Genomic DNA, 17,793 nt, shown 5'->3' with positions numbered 1-17,793 from the left:
GCTGCGGGGGGGGGGGGGGGGGGCTTGGGGCGGCCCAACCCCAACAGTAACCCCCCGGGGGGGCTGCCCCCCCCCCCCCACCCCCGGGGGGGCCCGGGCCCGTCCGCCCCCGCCCCCCCGGGGGATTGCCGTCAGCGGCGGCTCTTAGTGCATGACGGCCATGGCCAGCGCGCGCCGGGCGCGCATCGAGACGCGCTCGGCACGCCGCTGCATGCGGCGGGCGGCGACCAGGCGCACGGCGTGACGCTCGGCGTCCGCCTCACGCATGCGGTCGTCCATATGGGCGCGAGCCAGGGCTTCTGGGATGAGTTGCATTTCGCGGGTCCTGTTCTGACGCGAGGTGATCGCGCCGGCGGTGATGAAGTCTGCGTGGGCGGCGCCGTGGGGCTGCTCGCTCGTGGTGTGGACGGTCATGAGGGCCTGCTTCAAGGGGTCGTGCGTCAGGGGGCGGTCGATGGTTCCGATGGCGGTCATGCCGCGACAACCGGGTTCTTGCGCGGACGGCCACGCGGCCGCTTGCGGGCGACGACGACACCCTGGACGAAGAGCTCGCCACCCCAGACACCCCAGGGCTCGCGGCGCTCGATCGCCCCGGCGAGGCAGGCCTCGACCAGCGGGCAGGTGCGGCAGAGCGACTTGGCGTACTCGACGTCGGCCGGGGACTCGGCGAAGAAGACCTCGGGGTCGAAGGTGCGGCAGGGAACGGGAACGCCGAGGTTCTCGATGGCGTCGTCGAGCGCGGTCAGCGCGGTGAGCGGGGTCAAGGTGTGGTCCTCCGGTACTGCGGGCGGGGAGATCGTTTGGGTCTGCGGTACGGACGGGGCGTGCGCTTCGAGTTGCACGGTGGTTTCTTCCTCGTCTTGTTCGGCTGGTCGTTCCGGCCGGTCGGCCGGGTTCGGCTGGGCTGCCATCACCGACTGGTTCTGCCAGTCCCGAGACCCCTTCGCTCCGTCGTCCCCGGTCGGGGACAAACAGAAGGGCCGCGGATCCCGGGTGGGGTTCCGCGGCCCTGAAGGCGCCGGCCTGATCATGCGATCAGGCTGGATCACTCCAGGGTTCGAGCCCGCGGAAGGCCCACATCAGGTGGTGCTGCTGCTTCGTCTGCTTCGTCTTGGCTCCGGCACCGGCTGCGGCCGCGAAGCCATAGGCGCCATGCGCCTGAGCTTCTGCTGCCAGTACTGCCACCGGTGCCAGGGTCGGTCGCTCATTGCGCTCACTGACCGGAAGGGTCGCCAGCAGGGCGGGGCGGTCGGCGGAAATCGCGGACACACCGGTACCCAGGAGGGAGACGGAACCGAGCAGGCAGGAAGCGTCGACCGAGCGATCGGTCATTTTGGTGAAGGTCATGAAGCTGGCCACTGGTCTCGCCTCCTCTCGGCGTCTCGGGGACCTGGCCCGAGGGCCTGTCCCATACGTATTCGGATAAGTACAGCACGGATCCAGGGCTTCGGAGAAGCCACCGTTTCCGTTGCTAAGAACCTATGGGTCTTCGCTGGGCATGTGCAAACTATTTTTCCGACGAGTTTCTACGCGTCGTCAGAATCCTCGACCCCGGGCTCTTGACCTGCACAGATGGCCAGAACCTCGGCTCCGTACCGATCGAGCTTGCGGACGCCCACCCCGGAGATCATAGAGAGCTCTCCCGGCTCGCAGGGCGCGGCCTCCGCGATCGCCGTCAGCGTCTTGTCCGTGAAGACGCAGTAGGCGGGCAGCCCTTGCTCCTTCGCCTGTGCCGCGCGCCACTCCCGCAGCCGCTCGTAGAGACCCTCGTCCATGTCGGACGGACAGTCTTCGCAGCGCATCAGCTTCAGCTCGCCGGCCTCGGTCAGGGTCTTGCCGCAGACCCGGCACAGCACCGGGCCGCGCCGTCCGCGCTTGCGCGCCCCCCGCTCGGCCGTGGAGCCCGGCCCGCCCCCGGGGGCCGCGGCCGCGGACCCCGGCCGCAGGCCGTTCAGGAAGCGGCTGGGGCGCCGGGAGGCCCGGCCGCCGGGAGCGCGGGAGAGGGCCCAGGAGAGGCTCAGGTGCAGCCGCGCACGGGTGACGCCGACGTAGAGCAGCCGCCGTTCCTCCTCGACCTGCTCGTCGGTCTTCGCGTAGGTGATCGGCATCATGCCGTCGGTGAGGCCGACGAGGAAGACGGCGTCCCACTCCAGACCCTTCGCCGCGTGCAGCGAAGCCAGGGTGACGCCCTGGACGGTCGGGGCGTGCTGGGCGGCCTTGCGCTCGTCCAGCTCGATCGTGAGGTCCGCCAGGGTGACCCCGGGCCGGGTCCGGGCGAAGTCCTCGGCGAGCCGGACCAGCGCGGCCAGCGATTCCCACTGGTCGCGCACGGCCCCGGAGCCGGCGGGCGGCTCCGCGGTCCAGCCGGTGGAGCTGAGCACCGCCCGGACCTGGGAGCCCAGTTCCACGACGTCGTCGAGCAGCGGGTCGTTCCCGCCGGAGCGGGCGGCTCCGCGCAGCGCGAGGATCGCCTTCTGGACCTCCTGGCGCTCGAAGAACCGCTCGGCTCCGCGCAGCTGGTAGGGGACCCCGGCGTCGGCGAGGGCCTGTTCGTAGACCTCGGACTGGGCGTTGATGCGGTAGAGCACGGCGATCTCGCCGGCCGGGACGCCCGCGGCGATGAGGTCCCGGATCCGCTGGGCGACGCCTTCGGCCTCGGCGGGCTCGTCGGCGTACTCGGCGTAGACGGGGTCGGGGCCGGTCTCGCGCTGGGAGACCAGTTCGAGCCGGTGCTCGGCGGCCCGGCCCCTGGCCTGGTTCAGGAGCCCGTTGGCGAGGTGGACCACCTGCGGCGTGGAGCGGTAGTCGCGGACCAGCTTGACCACGGTGGCCTGGGGGTAGCGGGTGCGGAAGTTCAGCAGGTGGTCGGGGGTGGCGCCGGTGAAGGAGTAGATGGTCTGGCTGGCGTCGCCGACGACGCAGAGGCTGTCGCGCTCGCCGAGCCACAGGTCCAGCAGCCGCTGCTGCAAGGGGCTGACGTCCTGGTACTCGTCGACGACGAAGTGCTGGTACTGGGCGCGGATCTGCTCGGCGATGTCGTGGCGGTCCTGGAGGATGCCGACGGTCAGCAGCAGCACGTCCTCGAAGTCGATCATGCCGCGGTCGCGCTTGAGCTGCTCGTACGTCCCATAGATCTGTGCGATCTCGGCCATGTCCCGGGGTGCCTCGCGGCCCGACTTGAGGGCGGCCGCCGGATAGTCCGCGGGCACCGTCTGGGTGACCTTCGCCCACTCGATCTCGCCGGTGACGTCGCGCAGCTCGTTGCGGTCGAGGCGGATGCGGCACCGGGCGCCGGCCTCGGCGACGAACTGGATCTTGCGCTCCAGCAGCCGGGGCACGTCCCCGCCGACCGCCTTGGGCCAGAAGTACTGGAGCTGGCGCAGGGCGGCGGAGTGGAAGGTCCGGGCCTGGACACCGCCCGCGCCGAGCGTGCGCAGGCGGCCGCGCATCTCTCCGGCGGCGCGGTTGGTGAAGGTGACGGCCAGCACGCTGGCCGGCATGAGCTGGCCGGACCGGACACCGTAGGCGATGCGGTGGGTGATGGCGCGGGTCTTGCCCGTACCGGCGCCCGCCAGCACGCACACCGGCCCCCGCAGGGTCGTCGCGACCTCGCGCTGCTCCGGGTCCAGGCCCAGGAGCACCGCGTCGGCCGAGTCGGCGGCGGCGGAGAAGGAAGAGGAGTGCGTTGCTGCTGTCACTCCGCCATGCTGCCAGGTCTCGTGGGGCGGGCGGGAAAATCGTCCACAGGCCCCGGGCACTCGTCGTACGAGTCACACCGGTCGCGCGGGGACGCCCGTACGGGAATGGCGACCGGGTCCCGTACGTTCGAGTACTCGGACCACCCAGCCCTCACGAAGGAGAGCGCAGCATGCAGGACACGGGCACCGTCACGATGTACAGCACGACCTGGTGCGGCTACTGCCGTCGGCTGAAGACGCAGCTGGACCGGGAGGGCATCGCGTACAACGAGATCAACATCGAGCTCGACCCGGCGTCCGCTGCGTTCGTGGAGAAGGCCAACGGCGGCAACCAGACGGTTCCCACCGTCCTCGTGAAGTCCGCCGCCGGCAGCGAGTCCGTCATGACGAATCCGAGCCTGGCCCAGGTCAAGCAGGCTCTCGCCGTCTGAGCGGCGCCTCGGAGCAGCCCGGGCACCGCGAGCACCGCGACCACCCCGAGCCCCTGACCGAGCACCCCGAGCACCAGAAGGGCCCCCGCCGAGGCGGGGGCCCTCTGCTGTGACGAAAGTGACGGGTTACGCCGACGCCTTCGGCAGCGGCTCGCCGTACCAGAGCTCGACCAGCCGGGCGGCGATGGAGATGCCCGACGGCGGCAGCACCTCGCCCGACGCGAAGGCCGCGCGCAGCTCCTCGCGGGAGAACCAGCGGGCCTCCTGGATCTCCTCGCCGTCGACCGTGATCTCGGAGGTGGTGGCGCGGGCCGTGAAGCCCAGCATCAGGCTGTATGGGAAGGGCCAGGGCTGGCTGGCCACATACTCGACCTCGCCGACCCTGACGCCCGCCTCCTCCCACACCTCGCGGACGACGGACTGCTCGATCGACTCGCCCGGCTCCACGAACCCGGCGAGCGTGGAGAAGCGGCCCTCCGGCCAGTGCACCTGGCGGCCCAGCAGCGCGCGGTCGTGCTCGTCGGTGACCAGCATGATCACGGCCGGGTCGGTGCGCGGGTAGTGCTCGGCGCCGCATCCCGGGCAGCGGCGGATGTGCCCGGCGGCCGCGACGACCGTGCGCTCGCCGCAGCGCGAGCAGAAGCGGTGCATCCGCTGCCAGTTCTCCAGCGCCACCGCGTGCACCATCAGCCCGGCGTCGCGCGGGGACAGCAGCAGTCCGGCCTCGCGCAGGCCGGCCGGGCGGGCCGACTGGTCCATGCGGCCGGGCAGCGCGTCCTTCTGCAGGGCGAAGTACCGTACGCCGTCCTCGTCGGTCCCCAGGAAGTAGCGGTGGGTCTCGGTGACCGGGGCCTCGAAGGCCGGGGTCATCACGATGCCGGAGCCCCCGTCGGGGGTGTCGTCGATCAGGACCTGGCCGCCGGAGACGACGAAGACGCGGGTCGTCGGGTGGCTCCAGGCGGCGGCCAGCCAGGCCTCGTCGAGGCGGTGGTGTGCGGCACGGTCGATTCCGCTGGTCGCGGTGAGCGAGAGTGGGCGCTCGGTATGGATGCTCACAGGTACTTCCAACTCCCCCGGTGGTGGGACAGGCAGGCTCGGTGCGGCAGGTGTGGGTGGGGTCAGGCGGGTGTGCGGTGGGTGTCGGCCAGGTCTGCCCAGAGGTAGGCGGCCGTCTCGACGCCCTTGAGCAGGAGGTCCAGCTCGACCTTCTCGTTCGGCGCGTGCCAGCCGTCGGACGGTACCGAGATGCCGAGGAAGAGGACGGGCGCGTCCAGGACGTCCTGGAGGTCGGCCGCGGGTCCGGAGCCGCCCTCGCGGGTGAAGCGGATCTTCTGGCCGAAGGCGCGCCCCATGGACCGTACGACCGACTGCAGGGCCGGGTGGTCCAGCGGGGTCAGGCACGGCCGGGTGGGGGCGCCGAAGGTGATGGAGTGCCGGATTCCGTCGGGGATCCGTGCCGCGACCCAGTCCCGCAGGGCGGCCTCGACCTCGTACGGGTCCTGCCCGGAGACCAGGCGGAACGACAGCTTCAGGTGGGCGGAGGCGGGCACGATGGTCTTGCCGCCGGGGCCCTGGTAGCCGCCGCCGATGCCATTGACCTCGGCCGTCGGGCGGGCCCAGACGCGCTCCAGGGTGGAGTACCCGGCCTCGCCGGCGGCCGCGTGGGACTTGGCCGTGCGCAGCCACTCGGCCTCGTCGAAGGGCAGCTCGGCGATGAGCGCGCGCTCCGCGTCGGTGAGCTCGGCGATGCCGTCGTAGAAGCCGGGGACGGTGACCCGCCCGTCGTCGTCGTGCAGGGCGGCGACCAGGCGGGCGGCGACGGTGGCCGGATTGGGCACGGCCCCGCCGAAGGCACCGGAGTGGATGTCCTGGTCCGGGCCGTGGAAGTCGATCTCGCAGTCGGCGACCCCGCGCATGCCGGTGCAGACGGTGGGGGTGGTCTGCGACCACATGCCGGTGTCGGAGACGATCACCACGTCGGCGGCCAGCTCGGCGGCGCGGGCCTCGACGAGCGCGCGGAAGTGGAGGGAGCCGGACTCCTCCTCGCCCTCGACGATCAGCTTGAGGTGCACGGCGGGGGCGGCGGCGCCGGTGGCCGCCAGGTGCGCCCGTACGCCGAGGGTGTGGAAGAACACCTGGCCCTTGTCGTCGGCGGCGCCGCGCGCGTACATGCGGCCGTCGCGGATCACCGGCTCGAACGGGTCGGTGTGCCATCCGTCGGCGAGGGCGGCGGGCTGCACGTCGTGGTGCCCGTACACGAGGACCGTGGGGGCGTCCGGGTCCTCGCTCGGCCAGTGCGCGAAGACGGCGGGGGCGCCGCCGGTCTCCCAGACCTCGGCGACCGGGAAGCCGGTCTCCTTGAGCTTCGCCGCGAGCCATTCGGCGCTGCGGCGTACGTCGCCCGCGTGCTCGGGCTGGGCCGAGACGGAGGGGATGCGGAGCCACTCGGCGAGGTCGTCGAGGAAGGCTGCGCGGTGGGTCGCTATGTACGTACGGACGACGTTGTCCGGCGGGGTGTCGCTCATGCCCCGAGCCTATCCGTCCGCCTGACGGCCACCGCCGGTGTCCGTTTCGCCTTGGAGGATCCGCTCAAGGCGGGCGCGGTCGGGGAGGTTGCGGGGGCGGATCACGCGGCCGCTGCGGACGTGCAGGAAGGCGGCGGTGACGCGGCTGAGCGGGGTGTTCGTGGCCTCGGCCCAGGCCAGACGGTAGACGGCGAGCTGGAGGGGGTCGGCCTCGGTGGTCCGGCCGGTCTTCCAGTCGACGATCTCGTACGCGTCGCCGTCCTCGTCGGTGGTGGTCTTGTAGACGGCGTCGATCCGGCCGCGGATGACACGGCCGGCGAGGGTGAGCTGGACCGGGGCCTCCATGCGGTGGGGGGGCCGGTCCGCGTACGGGGTGCGCTCGAAGGCGGCCTTGAGGGAGTCGAGGTCGGCCTCGTCGGCGATCTCCTGGTCGGAGCCGGCGCCGGGGAGGTCGGTCACGGGATCGAGGACGTCGAGGAACGGGAGCGGGAGCTCGTCGAAGCGGGACTCGACCCAGGCGTGGAACCGCGTGCCCTGGCGGGCGGCGGGCTGCGGGGGCTTGGGCATGGGACGGGCGAGGTCGCGTACGAAGCCCTGCTCGTCGGCGGCGAGCCGGAGCAGCTGGCTGGCGGAGAGGGCGGCGGGGAGCTCGACGTCGCGGACCGCTGCGCGGGCACGGCGCAGCTCGCCCTCCAAGGCGTCGAGGTCCCGGTCCCAGGAGGCGATGGCTCGCGCGTCCTCGGGGGCGAGTCCTGCCGCGCCGTCGCCGGGCGCGGGCCGGGCATCGGCCTCCGGCCAGAGGTCGTCGTCGAGCGGCGCGGCGGAGTGGGCCGGACCGGGTCCCTCCCCCACCCCACTCCTTCCCTGAACGGGGGCGCTGCCCCGGACCCGGTCGGGGCTCGGGCCTGCGGCCCGGGGTGCGGGCACGCCGGCAGGGTCCCGTACGGCGGCCTCCCGCCAGAAGTCGGGATGCGGCTGCGCCGCGTTCGGGGCTCCGCCCCGGACCCCGTCGGGGGTCGGGCTCGCGGCTCCGGCCGCGGCAGCGGCAGCGCCCTGCGGGGCGGGGGCATCGGTGGGCGGCTCCGCCGCCGGGCGGGCCGCGTCGGGCCGCGCTGCGCCCCGCTGATGCCCGGCTGCGTCCTCGGTCGGCGGAGCCGTCGGACCGCCGGCGTGCGCGGCTTCGTCCCATGCGGTGTCCGGCCGGGCGTCGTCGTCCGGCCACGGTTCGTCGTCGTAAAACGGGTCGTCGCAGTCCGGGGGCCAGAGAAAGGCCTCGTCGTGCTGCTCCGGCGGGGGCGGGGCCTGCTCCGGCGAGGGCGGGGCCGCCAGGTAGGACTCCACCAGGGCGGCCGCCGCGCGACGCAGGGTGAGGGAGCGCGGGTCGAGCGGGAGGGGCCAGGAGTGGTCCTGGGCGGGATCGTCGGACAGGGCGGGGTTCTCGGCGTCGGGGTCGGGCTCGTCCGCCCAGGCCTCGATCTCGCCGAAGCCCGCCGCGCAGTGGTCGTACAGGGCCGACAGGAAGGCGGACGGGCCGCGGCGCTTCTTCTGGGTCGGGCCCCACCAGTGGCCGGAGGCCAGCAGGAGGGAGCGCGGCCGGGTGAAGGTCACGTAGCCCAGGCGGAGTTCCTCCACCGCCTTGTGGTGCTTCAGGGCGGCCTTGAAGGACTTCAGGCCCGCCGAGGTCCAGGCCGGGTCCCCGGGCAGGGTGGGGGCATCGCCGCGCAGGGCGTACGGGAGCACCTTCGCGTACGAGGTCCAGGCCTCCGGCGCCTTCTCTTTCGGAAAGGATCCCGCGCACAGGTCGGGGACGACCACCACGTCCCACTCCAGGCCCTTGGACTTGTGGGCGGTGAGCACCTTGACGGTGTTCTCGCCACCCGGCAGGGCGTGGTCCAGGCCCTTCTCGTACTGGGCGGCCGTACGCAGGAACGCCAGGAAGGCCAGCAGCGTGGCCTCGCCGTCCAGGGCGGCGAAACCGGCCGCCACGTCCATGAAGCTCGACAGGGTCTCGCGCCGGCGGGCCGCCAGCGCGTGCGGGGAGGCGGACAGTTCCACTTCGAGGCCGGTGGCGGACAGCACCCGGTGCAGGACGTCCATCAAGGGGTCGGCGAGGGACCGCCGCAGGTCGCGCAGCTCCTGCGCGAGGTGCGCGAAGCGGACCCGGGCCTCCGCCGAGAAGGGGAGGTCGTCGGGGGCCTGGCCGGCGCCGTCGAGGAAGGTCTCCAGGGCGTCGGCCAGCGAGATGATCTCCGCCGGGTCGACGCCCTCCACGGCTGCCGCCAGCCGTTCGTCCGGGTCCGCCCCCGACGGCGACCGGCCCACGAGCAGTCGCGCGCGGCGGCCCAGCAGGGCCAGGTCGCGCGCGCCGATCCGCCAGCGCGGGCCGATGAGGAGCCGGACGAGGGAGGCGTTGGCGCCCGGGTCCTGGAGGACCTCGCAGACGGCGACGAGGTCCGCGACCTCGGGGAGGTGCAGCAGCCCGGAGAGGCCGACGACCTCGACCGGGACGTCCCGGTCCACCAGTACGGCCTGGATCTGCGCGAAGTCCCCGGCCGACCGGCACAGTACGGCGATCTCGCGCGGCTCGGTGCCGGTGCGGACCAGGTGGGCGACGGAGTCGGCGAGCCAGTCGAGTTCCTGGGCGTGGGTCTCCAGCAGGGCGCAGCGGACCTGGCCGGCTCCCTCGGCCCCCGGCGCCGGGCGCAGCGCCTCCACCCCGTGGTGCATGGCGCGCAGCGGTGCGGCGAGCCCGTTGGCCAGGTCCAGCAGGCGGCCGCCGCTGCGCCGGTTCTCGCTGAGGGAGAGCCGGGTGGCGGGGCTGCCGTCCGCGTGGGGGAAGTGCTCGGGGAAGTCGTCGAGGTTGGCCACGGAGGCCCCGCGCCAGCCGTAGATGGCCTGGCAGGGGTCCCCGACGGCGGTCACGGCGTGGCCGGAGCCCGCGCCGAAGAGGCCGGACAGCAGCAGCCGCTGTGCGACGGAGGTGTCCTGGTACTCGTCGAGCAGGACCACCCGGAACTCCTCGCGCAGCAGCGCCCCCACCTCGGGCCGGGTGGTGGCGAGCTGCGCGGAGAGGGCTATCTGGTCGCTGAAGTCGAAGAGGTCGCGGGAGCGTTTGGCGGCGCGGTAGCGGCTGACCAGTTCCAGCAGTTCGAGGCGGCCGCGCACGGCCTCGGGGACCTTGCGCAGGTCTTCGTTGGTCAGCCGGGTACCGGCGAGCACGTCCAGCAGCTCGGTGTCGTACAGACGCAGCCGGTCCGGTTCGACCAGGTGCTCGGACAGCTCCGCGTCGAGCGCGAGCAGGTCGCCGACCAGCTCGGGGACGGACTTGGTGAGCGAGGGGTACGGGCCGGGGGCCTCGCGCAGCACCTTCGCGGCGAGCTGGAAGCGGGTGGCGTCGGCGAGGAGGCGGGAGCTGGGCTCCAGGCCGATGCGCAGGCCGTGGTCCTTGAGGAGCTGTCCGGCGAAGGCGTGGTACGTCGAGATGCGGGGCTCGCCGCCGGCCGCCTCGGCGTCGGCCGGGGAGGGGTCCGGGTCGGTGATCCCGGCCCGCGCGAGGGCCTTGCGTACGCGCTCGGCCAGCTCGCCCGCCGCCTTGTTGGTGAAGGTCAGACCGAGGACCTGCGCGGGCGCCACCGCACCGGTGCCGACGAGCCAGACCACGCGCGCGGCCATCACCGTGGTCTTGCCGGAGCCCGCGCCGGCGACGACGACCTGCGGGGCGGGAGGGGCGGTGACGCAGGCCATCTGCTCGGGCGTGAATGGGATCCCGAGGAGCTCCTTGAGCTGCTCGGGGTCGGTGAGGACGGGCGGACGCGCGGACACGTAAAAAGGCTAGCCGCCCCCACCGACAGACCCGACCGTCCTGGTCACTCCACCGTCTGGCGGCCTTCCGGGCGGGCGCTGCACGAACTGCGGAAGGAGCAGTGGTCGCAGTGCCGGCCCGCGGCGGGTGCGAACCGCTCGTCGAGGACCCGCCCGGCGGCGGTCGCGAGCAGGTCGCCGACCCACTCCCCGTCGAGGGGCTGCTGCGCCTGGATCTTGGGGACCGCGTCGCCGCCCTCGCGCTGGGCGGCGCCCTGGCGGAGCTGGACGAGCTCGGCGCCGCCGGGCTCCGGGCGCAGGCCGTCGAAGACCTCGTCGACGGCGCCCTCGCGGACGGCGAGCTGGTAGACGGCGAGCTGGGGGTGGCGGGCGACCTCGTCCTTGGTCGGCGCGGCCTTGCCGGTCTTGAAGTCGACGACGTACGCGCGTCCCTGCGGGTCCGCCTCGACCCGGTCCATGGAGCCGCGGATGCGGACGGCGACGTCGCCGGCTTCGAGTGTGACGTCGAACTCGTGCTCCGTGGCCACGGCCGCCCGGCCCCCGCGATCGGTGGTGTGCCAGCGCAGGAAGCGTTCGAGGGCGGCGCGGGCGTTGTCCTTCTCCTGGCGGGACTTCCACGGCGCGTCGAAGGCGAGGGCGTCCCACACCGAGTCGAGGCGCTCCATGAGGACGGCCAGGTCGGCGGGGGTGCGGCCGGAGGCGACCTCGTCGGCGAGGACGTGGACCACGTTGCCGAAGCCCTGGGCCGCGGTGGAGGGGGTGTCGGCCTTGACCTCACGGCCGAGGAACCACTGCAGGGAACAGGTGTTGGCGAGCTGTTCCAGGGCGCTGCCGGAGAGGGCGACGGGGCGGTCCCGGTCGCGGAGCGGGACGCTGCTGCGGGTGGGCTCGTACAGGCCCCACCAGCGCTGCGGGTGCGCGGCCGGGACCAGGGGGCGGTCCTCGTCGTCGGTGAGCGCGGCCAGGCGGGCGAGGCGGCGGGCGGCCGCGTCGCGCAGGGCAGGCGAGGCGTCCGGGTCGACGGTGGTGGCGCGCAGCTCGGCGACGAGCGCCGGGACGGCGAGGGGGCGGCGGGGGCGGCCGGTGACGTCGCGCGGGGGGACGCCGAGCTCGGTGAGGAAGCGGGAGGGCTGATCGCCGTCGTCGGCGGGGGCCTTGACGGCGGTGACGACGAGGCGGTCGCGGGCGCGGGTGGCCGCGACGTAGAAGAGGCGGCGTTCCTCCGCGAGGAGGGCGCCGGGGGTGAGGGGCTCGGCGAGGCCGTCGCGGCCGATGCGGTCGGCCTCCAGGAGGGAGCCGCGGCGGCGGAGGTCGGGCCACAGGCCCTCCTGGACGCCTGCGACGACGACGAGGGACCACTCCAGTCCCTTGGAGCGGTGGGCGGTCATCAGGCGGACGGCCTCGGAGCGGGTGGCGCGGGCCGTCAACGTGTCGGCGGCGATGTCCTCCGCTTCCAGTTGTTCGAGGAAGTTGAGCGCGCCGCTGCCGCCGGTGCGTTCCTCGGCGCGGGCGGCGGTGTCGAAGAGGGCGCAGACGGCGTCGAGGTCGCGGTCCGCGTTACGGCCGGCCGCGCCGCCGCGGCGGGCGCTGCGCTCCAGGCGCTGCGGCCAGGGCGTGCCGTCCCAGAGGATCCACAGGGCCTCCTCGGCGGTGCCGCCGCCCTGGAGCAGCTCGCGGGCCTTGCGCAGGAGCAGGCCGAGGCGCTGCGCGCCGCGGGCGTAGGCCGGGTCGTGCGCGGTGAGCCGCTCCGGCTCGGCGAGGGCGCGGGCGAGCAGCACGTCGGAGGGCGCGGGGACCTTGACGCCCGCCGCGCGCTCCTCGTCCCGCAGCGCCCGGCCGAGGCGGCGCAGGTCGGCGGCGTCCATCCCGCCGAGGGGAGAGGTGAGCAGCGTGAGGGCCGCCTCGACGGTGATGCCTCCGGCAGGGTCGGCGGAGTCGGAGTCGCCCCCCGCAACCGGGTCGCCCGCGGCGGGGTCGGCGTCGGCGTCGGCGTCGGCCGGATCGGTCTCAAGGCCGTCAGCGACCCTGAAGCCGGCTCCCGGACCCAGGTCACCGACGGCGGGGTCGGCCTCGGCGCCGGCGTCGGCCCGGCCTGCGGTCCGGGGCGCTTCGGCGGAGCCGGGGACGTCCCCGTCGGCCCGGTCGGCCTCAAGGCCGTCAGCGACCCTGAAGCCGGCCTCTGGGCCCTGGTCATGTGCGGCGGGGGCGGCGTCCGGGGTCGGGGACTCGGGGGCGGCGGGCTGCGCTTCGCCGGCCGGCTCGGCGGGCGGGGCGGGCACCGGGGCGGCAGCCGCCTCGGCGTCCGTGATCGCAGGCCCGGTAACGGTCGGTTCCGTGGGCGCTGCCGCCGCCGAGGCCGTGATGCGGAGGGCCGTCAGGAGGGGGGAGACCGCCGGTTCGTGGCGCAGCGGGGTGTCCGCGCCGTCCGTTTCGGCCGGGACCCCCGCCGAGATCAGGGCGCGGCGCATCGCCGGGAGGGTACGGCCGCCGGCGCGGACCAGGACGGCCATGTCCTGCCAGGGCACGCCGTCCTCCAGGTGGGCCCGGCGCAGGATGTCGGCGATGTTGTCCAGCTCCGCCCCGGCGGTGGGGTAGGTGAACACCTCCACCCGGCCGCCCTCCCGCACGGCGCGCAGGTCGCGATGGGCACGGACCGCTGCCGCCGGGAGGCGGGGCACCGGCATCCGGGTGGTGAGGAGGCGGGTGGCGGCGAGCAGGGCCGCGCCGGAACGGCGGCCCACCGTCAGGGCGGTGACGGCCGCGCCCGGGAACGCGGACTCGAAGTCCAGGATGTTGTTGATGTCGGCGCCGCGGAAGGCGTAGATCGACTGGTCGGGGTCGCCGAAGGCGACCAGCGTGCCGCCCGGCCCGGTCAGGGCCTTCAGCAGGCGCAGCTGGGAGGCGTCCGTGTCCTGGTACTCGTCCACGAAGATCGCGTCGTAGGCGGAGGCGAGGGAGGCGTTGCGTTCCGCGAGCAGCACCGCCCGGTGCAGGAGTTCCGCGTAGTCCAGCGTGCCCTGCATGTCCAGGACGTCCAGGTATTCGGAGAGGAACGCGGCGGCCGCCTTCCAGTCCGGGCGCCCGATGCGGTCGGCGAACGAGGCGAGGGCCTGCGGGCCGAGGCCCAGTTCGCGGGCGCGGGCGAGCACCGCCCGGACCTCGTCGGCGAACCCGCGCGTGGTCAGCGCGGCCCGCAGGTCGTCCGGCCAGCGGATGGAGTGGACGGAACGGATGCGCCGCTGGCCCTCCAGGAGGGTGCGGACCATCACGTCCTGCTCGGGACCGGACAGCAGCCGCAGCGGGTCGGCGAAGAGGTCGGTGTCCTGGTGGGCGCGGACCAGGCCGTAGCAGAAGGAGTGGAAGGTGGTGGCCTGCGGAGCCCGCGCACCGCCGAGGCGCACGGCGGCCCGGTCGCGCAGTTCGACCGCCGCCTTGCGGCTGAAGGTGAGGATGAGGATGCGGGCGGGGTCCATGCCCGCTTCAACCCGGGCGGTGACGGCCTCGACCAGCGTGGTCGTCTTCCCGGTGCCCGGGCCGGCCAGGACGAGCAGCGGTCCGCCGGCGTGGTCAACCACCGCCCGCTGCGCTGCGTCCAGCACAGGGGGATCCACCCGTTCCGGCCCGGTGCGCACGAGGCGGTACGCGTCGGGGGTCCGCGTGCGCCGCCGTTCGGTGCGGTCGGAGGAGGAAGTGGTGATCACGTGAGGTGCCGGTCCTGGTGGGTCTACGGGTGGTGCGGGGTCTGCGTTTCCTGCGGAGGCCGCCGGGGCCGCGCGGTGTTCCGGTGCTGTCGTGACGGCTCCAGCGGAAGCCGAAGGGGCAACGCTACGGCAACCGGCGGGGGCCGTGCAGTCCCCCCGGGTACCCCGTACGGGCGTTCGCCATGTCGCCCGATCGCCCGTTCAGGCCGCGCATGGCCGAAGCTGTCAGGTGTGAGCCTCGTCGCGCCCGCCGTCCTGTCCGGGGGCCCCGTCCCAGCGTGCCCGCCGCATGTCCAGCCGCGGCTCACCGCCGGCGCCGGCCGTCAGGCGCAGCGGGGTGGCCTCGGTCCGGTAGTGCTCCAGGGCGCGCAGCTCGTGACCGGGCAGCGGCAGTCCGTCCGCCCGTACGACGCGCCACCAGGGCACGGCTCCCCCGTACAGGGCCATGACACGCCCGACTTGGCGCGGCCCGCCCTCGCCGAGCCATTCGGCGACGTCCCCGTACGTCATCACCCGGCCGGGCGGAATACGCTCGACCACCTCCAGCACGCGCTCCGCGTACGCGGGCAGCTCTTCACTCATTCAGCACATGGTGCAGTACGCCGGACGCCCGTCGGCGGAAGTCGTGGTTCCGGACCGGCGCGCACCCTGCTGCCCCGATGGTCCGCCGGTCCGTGCCACCATCTTCCGGGCGGTGACTGGTGATACGTGATCAAGAAGAGACGGATGTGACGACGAAGGAGCAGGGTGTGAGCCCTCCGGACGGCGCGGCGGCGGACGACGGCGCACGCCCTGACGACGGCCCGGACCCCCGCCCCGAGCCTCCTGCGGAGACCCGTCCGCAAACCCGGGCCGAGCCTCGCCCGGAGACCCCTCCGGAGCCCCGGCGCCCCGACGGCGACGCCGGCAAGGGTGACGGTGACGGTGACTCCGGCGGCAACGCCGACGGTGACGCCCACCGCGGGGGTCACGGTCACGGCGCCGGCGCGGAGGGCCCGCACGGCCACGCCTCCACGGCCGCCGACCAGGTCGAGGTCGACGAACCGCTGCTCGCCGCCCGTGTGCACCGCCCCTCCGACCTCGTCCGCCTGCTCGTCGGCATCCTCGGCATCGCCGTCGTGCTCGCCATCGCCGCCTTCGCCCACGGCACCACCGTCGGCCTGGAGGAGGACATCAGCAAGGGCACCGGCCAGGCGCCGGACCTGTTGATCAAGGTCGCGGCGCTCGTGTCCAGCATCGCGGTGCTGCTGCTGCCCGTCGCCTTCGCCATCGAGCGGCTGATCAAACGCGACGGCCTGCGCATCGCCGATGGCGTGCTCGCCGCCGTCCTGGCGCACGGGGTGACCCTCGCCACCGACCTGTGGGTCTCCCAGGCCGCCCCCGCCACCATTCAGGACGCCCTGACCCTCCCGGCGGGCGGCGGGGCCCTCACCGACCCCGTGCACGGCTACCTCGCGCCCGTCATCGCGTACATGACCGCCGTCGGCATGACCCGCAGACCCCACTGGCGCGTCGCGCTGTGGGTGGTCCTGCTGCTCAACGCCCTCACCATGCTGGTCAACGGATACACCACCCCGTTCTCGATCATCCTCACCGTCCTGATCGGCTGGAGCGTCGCGTACGGCACCCTGTACGCCGTCGGCTCCCCCAATGTGCGCCCCACCGGGCAGAACCTCCTCGCCGGACTGCGCCGCGTCGGCTTCCAGCCGGTCAGCGCGATGCGCGCCGAGATGCCCGACGGCCCCGAGGCGTCCGAGGTCAGCGACCGCGGGCGGCGCTACCACGTCACCCTGGAGGACGGGCCACCGCTCGACGTCACGGTCGTCGACCGCGAGCAGCAGGCCCAGGGCTTCTTCTACCGGGTCTGGCGCCGGCTCACCCTGCGCGGCATCACCACCCGGCGCAGCCTGCAGTCGCTGCGCCAGGCGCTGGAGCAGGAGGCGCTCCTCGCATACGCGGCGATCGCGGCCGGGGCCAACGCACCGAAGCTGATCGCCACCTCCGAACTCGGTCCGGACGCGGTGATGCTCGTGTACGAGCACCTGGGCGGCCGCACCCTGGACTCGCTCCCCGACGAGGAGATCACCGACGAGCTGAGCCGCAACGCCTGGGAGCAGGTACGGGCCCTCCAGTCGCGGCGGATCGCGCACCGCAGGCTGACCGGGGACGCCCTGGTGGTGGATCGTTCCGGCAACGTCATCCTCACCGACCTGCGCGGCGGCGAGATCGCCGCCGGCGATCTCGTGCTCCGGATGGACATCGCCCAGCTGCTGACCACGCTCGGCCTGCGGGTCGGCGCGGAGCGGGCCGTGGCCTCGGCCGTGTCGGTGCTCGGCCCCGACACGGTGGCGGACTGCCTGCCACTGCTCCAGCCGATCGCGCTGAGCCGTTCCACCCGGGCCACGCTGCGCAGGCTGGCCCGGGAGCGGGCCGACCGCCAGCGGGAGGCCGTACTGGAATCCTCGCGCGCGGCGAAGGCGGCGCGCGAGGCGGAGTCCGCGGCCTCCGCCACTCCGGTCTCCGCCTCGGCCGCCGCCGACCGGAAGGCGGAGAAGAAGGCCCTGGACGACGCGCTGGACGGGGCGCGCGAGGAGGATCTGCTGAGTCAGATCCGCCAGCAGGTACTGCTGATCCGCCCGCAGGCGCCGGTGGAGCCGGCCCGGCTGGAGCGGATCAGGCCGCGCACGCTCGTGTCGTTCATCGCGGGTGCGTTCGGTGCGTACTTCCTGCTCACGCAGCTCGCCCATGTGGACTTCGGGACCATCATCGGCGAGGCGCAGTGGGGCTGGGTCGGTGCGGCCCTCGCCTTCTCGGCGCTGAGCTACTTCGCGGCGGCGATGAGCCTGCTGGGCTTCGTGCCCGAGCGGGTGCCGTTCCTGCGGACCGTGGTCGCGCAGGTGGCCGGGTCGTTCGTGAAGCTGGTGGCTCCGGCGGCCGTCGGCGGTGTCGCGCTGAACACGCGGTTCCTGCAGCGGGCGGGGGTCCGGCCGGGGCTGGCGGTCGCGAGCGTGGGCGCCTCCCAGCTGTTCGGGCTGGCCAGCCACATCCTGCTGTTGCTGTCCTTCGGCTATCTGACCGGGACCGAGAAGACCCCGGAGATGACCCCGTCCCGCGCGGTCATCGCGGGGCTGCTGACGGTGGCGGTGCTGGTGCTGGTGGTGACGGCGGTCCCGTTCATGCGCAAGTTCATCGTCACGCGGGTGCGGGCGCTGTTCGCGGGCGTGGTGCCGCGCATGCTGGACGTGCTGCAGCGACCGAAGAAGCTGATGACCGGCATCGGCGGGATGCTGCTGCTGACGGGCTGCTTCGTGATGTGCCTGGACGCGTCGATCCGTGCGTTCGGGGGCGGCGAGGCCATCAGCTACGCGAGCATCGCGGTGGTGTTCCTGGCGGGCAACGCGCTGGGGTCGGCGGCGCCGACGCCGGGCGGCATGGGCGCGGTGGAGACCACGCTGACCCTGGGGCTGATCGCGGCCGGGCTGGACAAGGAGGTCGCGATCTCGGCGGTGCTGCTGTTCCGCCTGATGACCTTCTGGCTGCCGGTGCTGCCGGGGTGGATCTCGTTCAACTTCCTGACCCGCAAGGAAGCCATCTAGCCTCCGGCTCGTCTGCGGGG

At 73.8% G+C, this 17,793-nt stretch carries 11 protein-coding genes; 2 read left to right on the top strand and 9 right to left on the bottom strand.

All coding sequences use genetic code 11. The annotated features are described in order from the left end of the window. Nucleotides 1-144 precede the first annotated feature (144 nt). From ACWGIF_RS23345 to ACWGIF_RS23330, 4 genes are all read right to left on the bottom strand, one after another. Complete coding sequence (locus tag ACWGIF_RS23345) at nt 145-474, bottom strand: hypothetical protein (RefSeq protein WP_453500344.1); 330 nt, start codon at nt 472-474, stop codon at nt 145-147. After that, entirely contained in the window at nt 471-842 is a 372-nt protein-coding gene (locus tag ACWGIF_RS23340) for a WhiB family transcriptional regulator (RefSeq protein WP_453500343.1), read from the bottom strand. Before ACWGIF_RS23340 ends, ACWGIF_RS23345 begins: the two co-directional genes overlap by 4 nt. A 193-nt stretch (nt 843-1,035) precedes the next feature. Then, the gene (locus ACWGIF_RS23335) at nt 1,036-1,347 is read right to left on the bottom strand and encodes a hypothetical protein (RefSeq protein WP_453500371.1); all 312 of its coding nucleotides are present in this window, start codon (nt 1,345-1,347) and stop codon (nt 1,036-1,038) included. 179 nt (nt 1,348-1,526) lie between these two features. Beyond that, nucleotides 1,527-3,698: an ATP-dependent DNA helicase UvrD2 gene (locus tag ACWGIF_RS23330; RefSeq protein WP_453500341.1), complete on the bottom strand. Its 2,172-nt coding sequence runs from the start codon at nt 3,696-3,698 to the stop codon at nt 1,527-1,529. Between the two features lie 170 nt (nt 3,699-3,868). Here ACWGIF_RS23330 and ACWGIF_RS23325 point away from each other — a divergent pair, with 170 nt between their 5' ends. Continuing rightward, complete coding sequence (locus tag ACWGIF_RS23325) at nt 3,869-4,129, top strand: mycoredoxin (protein ID WP_329379483.1); 261 nt, start codon at nt 3,869-3,871, stop codon at nt 4,127-4,129. Between the two features lie 126 nt (nt 4,130-4,255). Here ACWGIF_RS23325 and nudC read toward each other — a convergent pair whose 3' ends face one another. From nudC to ACWGIF_RS23300, 5 genes are all read right to left on the bottom strand, one after another. Beyond that, complete coding sequence (gene nudC / locus ACWGIF_RS23320; RefSeq protein ID WP_453500339.1) at nt 4,256-5,197, bottom strand: NAD(+) diphosphatase; 942 nt, start codon at nt 5,195-5,197, stop codon at nt 4,256-4,258. A 50-nt stretch (nt 5,198-5,247) separates the two neighbouring features. Continuing rightward, the gene (locus ACWGIF_RS23315) at nt 5,248-6,654 is read right to left on the bottom strand and encodes a dipeptidase (RefSeq protein WP_453500337.1); all 1,407 of its coding nucleotides are present in this window, start codon (nt 6,652-6,654) and stop codon (nt 5,248-5,250) included. Nucleotides 6,655-6,663: 9 nt separating this feature from the next. Beyond that, entirely contained in the window at nt 6,664-10,476 is a 3,813-nt protein-coding gene (locus tag ACWGIF_RS23310; protein WP_453500335.1) for a UvrD-helicase domain-containing protein, read from the bottom strand. 44 nt (nt 10,477-10,520) lie between these two features. Further along, complete coding sequence (locus ACWGIF_RS23305) at nt 10,521-14,177, bottom strand: ATP-dependent helicase (RefSeq protein WP_453500333.1); 3,657 nt, start codon at nt 14,175-14,177, stop codon at nt 10,521-10,523. Nucleotides 14,178-14,402: 225 nt separating this feature from the next. After that, entirely contained in the window at nt 14,403-14,759 is a 357-nt protein-coding gene (locus ACWGIF_RS23300; RefSeq protein ID WP_453500331.1) for an MGMT family protein, read from the bottom strand. A 119-nt stretch (nt 14,760-14,878) separates the two neighbouring features. Between ACWGIF_RS23300 and ACWGIF_RS23295 the strand changes: the two genes are divergently transcribed. Next, nucleotides 14,879-17,773, top strand: a complete 2,895-nt coding sequence (locus ACWGIF_RS23295; RefSeq protein ID WP_453500329.1) for a lysylphosphatidylglycerol synthase transmembrane domain-containing protein — start codon at nt 14,879-14,881, stop codon at nt 17,771-17,773. Nucleotides 17,774-17,793: the final 20 nt, after the last annotated feature.

The sequence above is a fragment of the Streptomyces sp. NPDC054849 genome (genome assembly GCF_053610945.1).
Note: the sequence above shows the minus strand (reverse complement) of the source record. Positions and strands in the feature narration are given on the sequence as shown.

Excerpts from the sequence above, each read along its gene's own strand:
- ACWGIF_RS23345 (WP_453500344.1), bottom strand. The coding sequence starts at position 474 with ATGACCGCCATCGGAACCATCGACCGCCCCCTGACGCACGACCCCTTG.
- ACWGIF_RS23335 (WP_453500371.1), bottom strand. The coding sequence starts at position 1,347 with ATGACCTTCACCAAAATGACCGATCGCTCGGTCGACGCTTCCTGCCTG.
- ACWGIF_RS23325 (WP_329379483.1), top strand. The coding sequence starts at position 3,869 with ATGCAGGACACGGGCACCGTCACGATGTACAGCACGACCTGGTGCGGC.
- ACWGIF_RS23315 (WP_453500337.1), bottom strand. The coding sequence starts at position 6,654 with ATGAGCGACACCCCGCCGGACAACGTCGTCCGTACGTACATAGCGACC.
- ACWGIF_RS23300 (WP_453500331.1), bottom strand. The coding sequence starts at position 14,759 with ATGAGTGAAGAGCTGCCCGCGTACGCGGAGCGCGTGCTGGAGGTGGTC.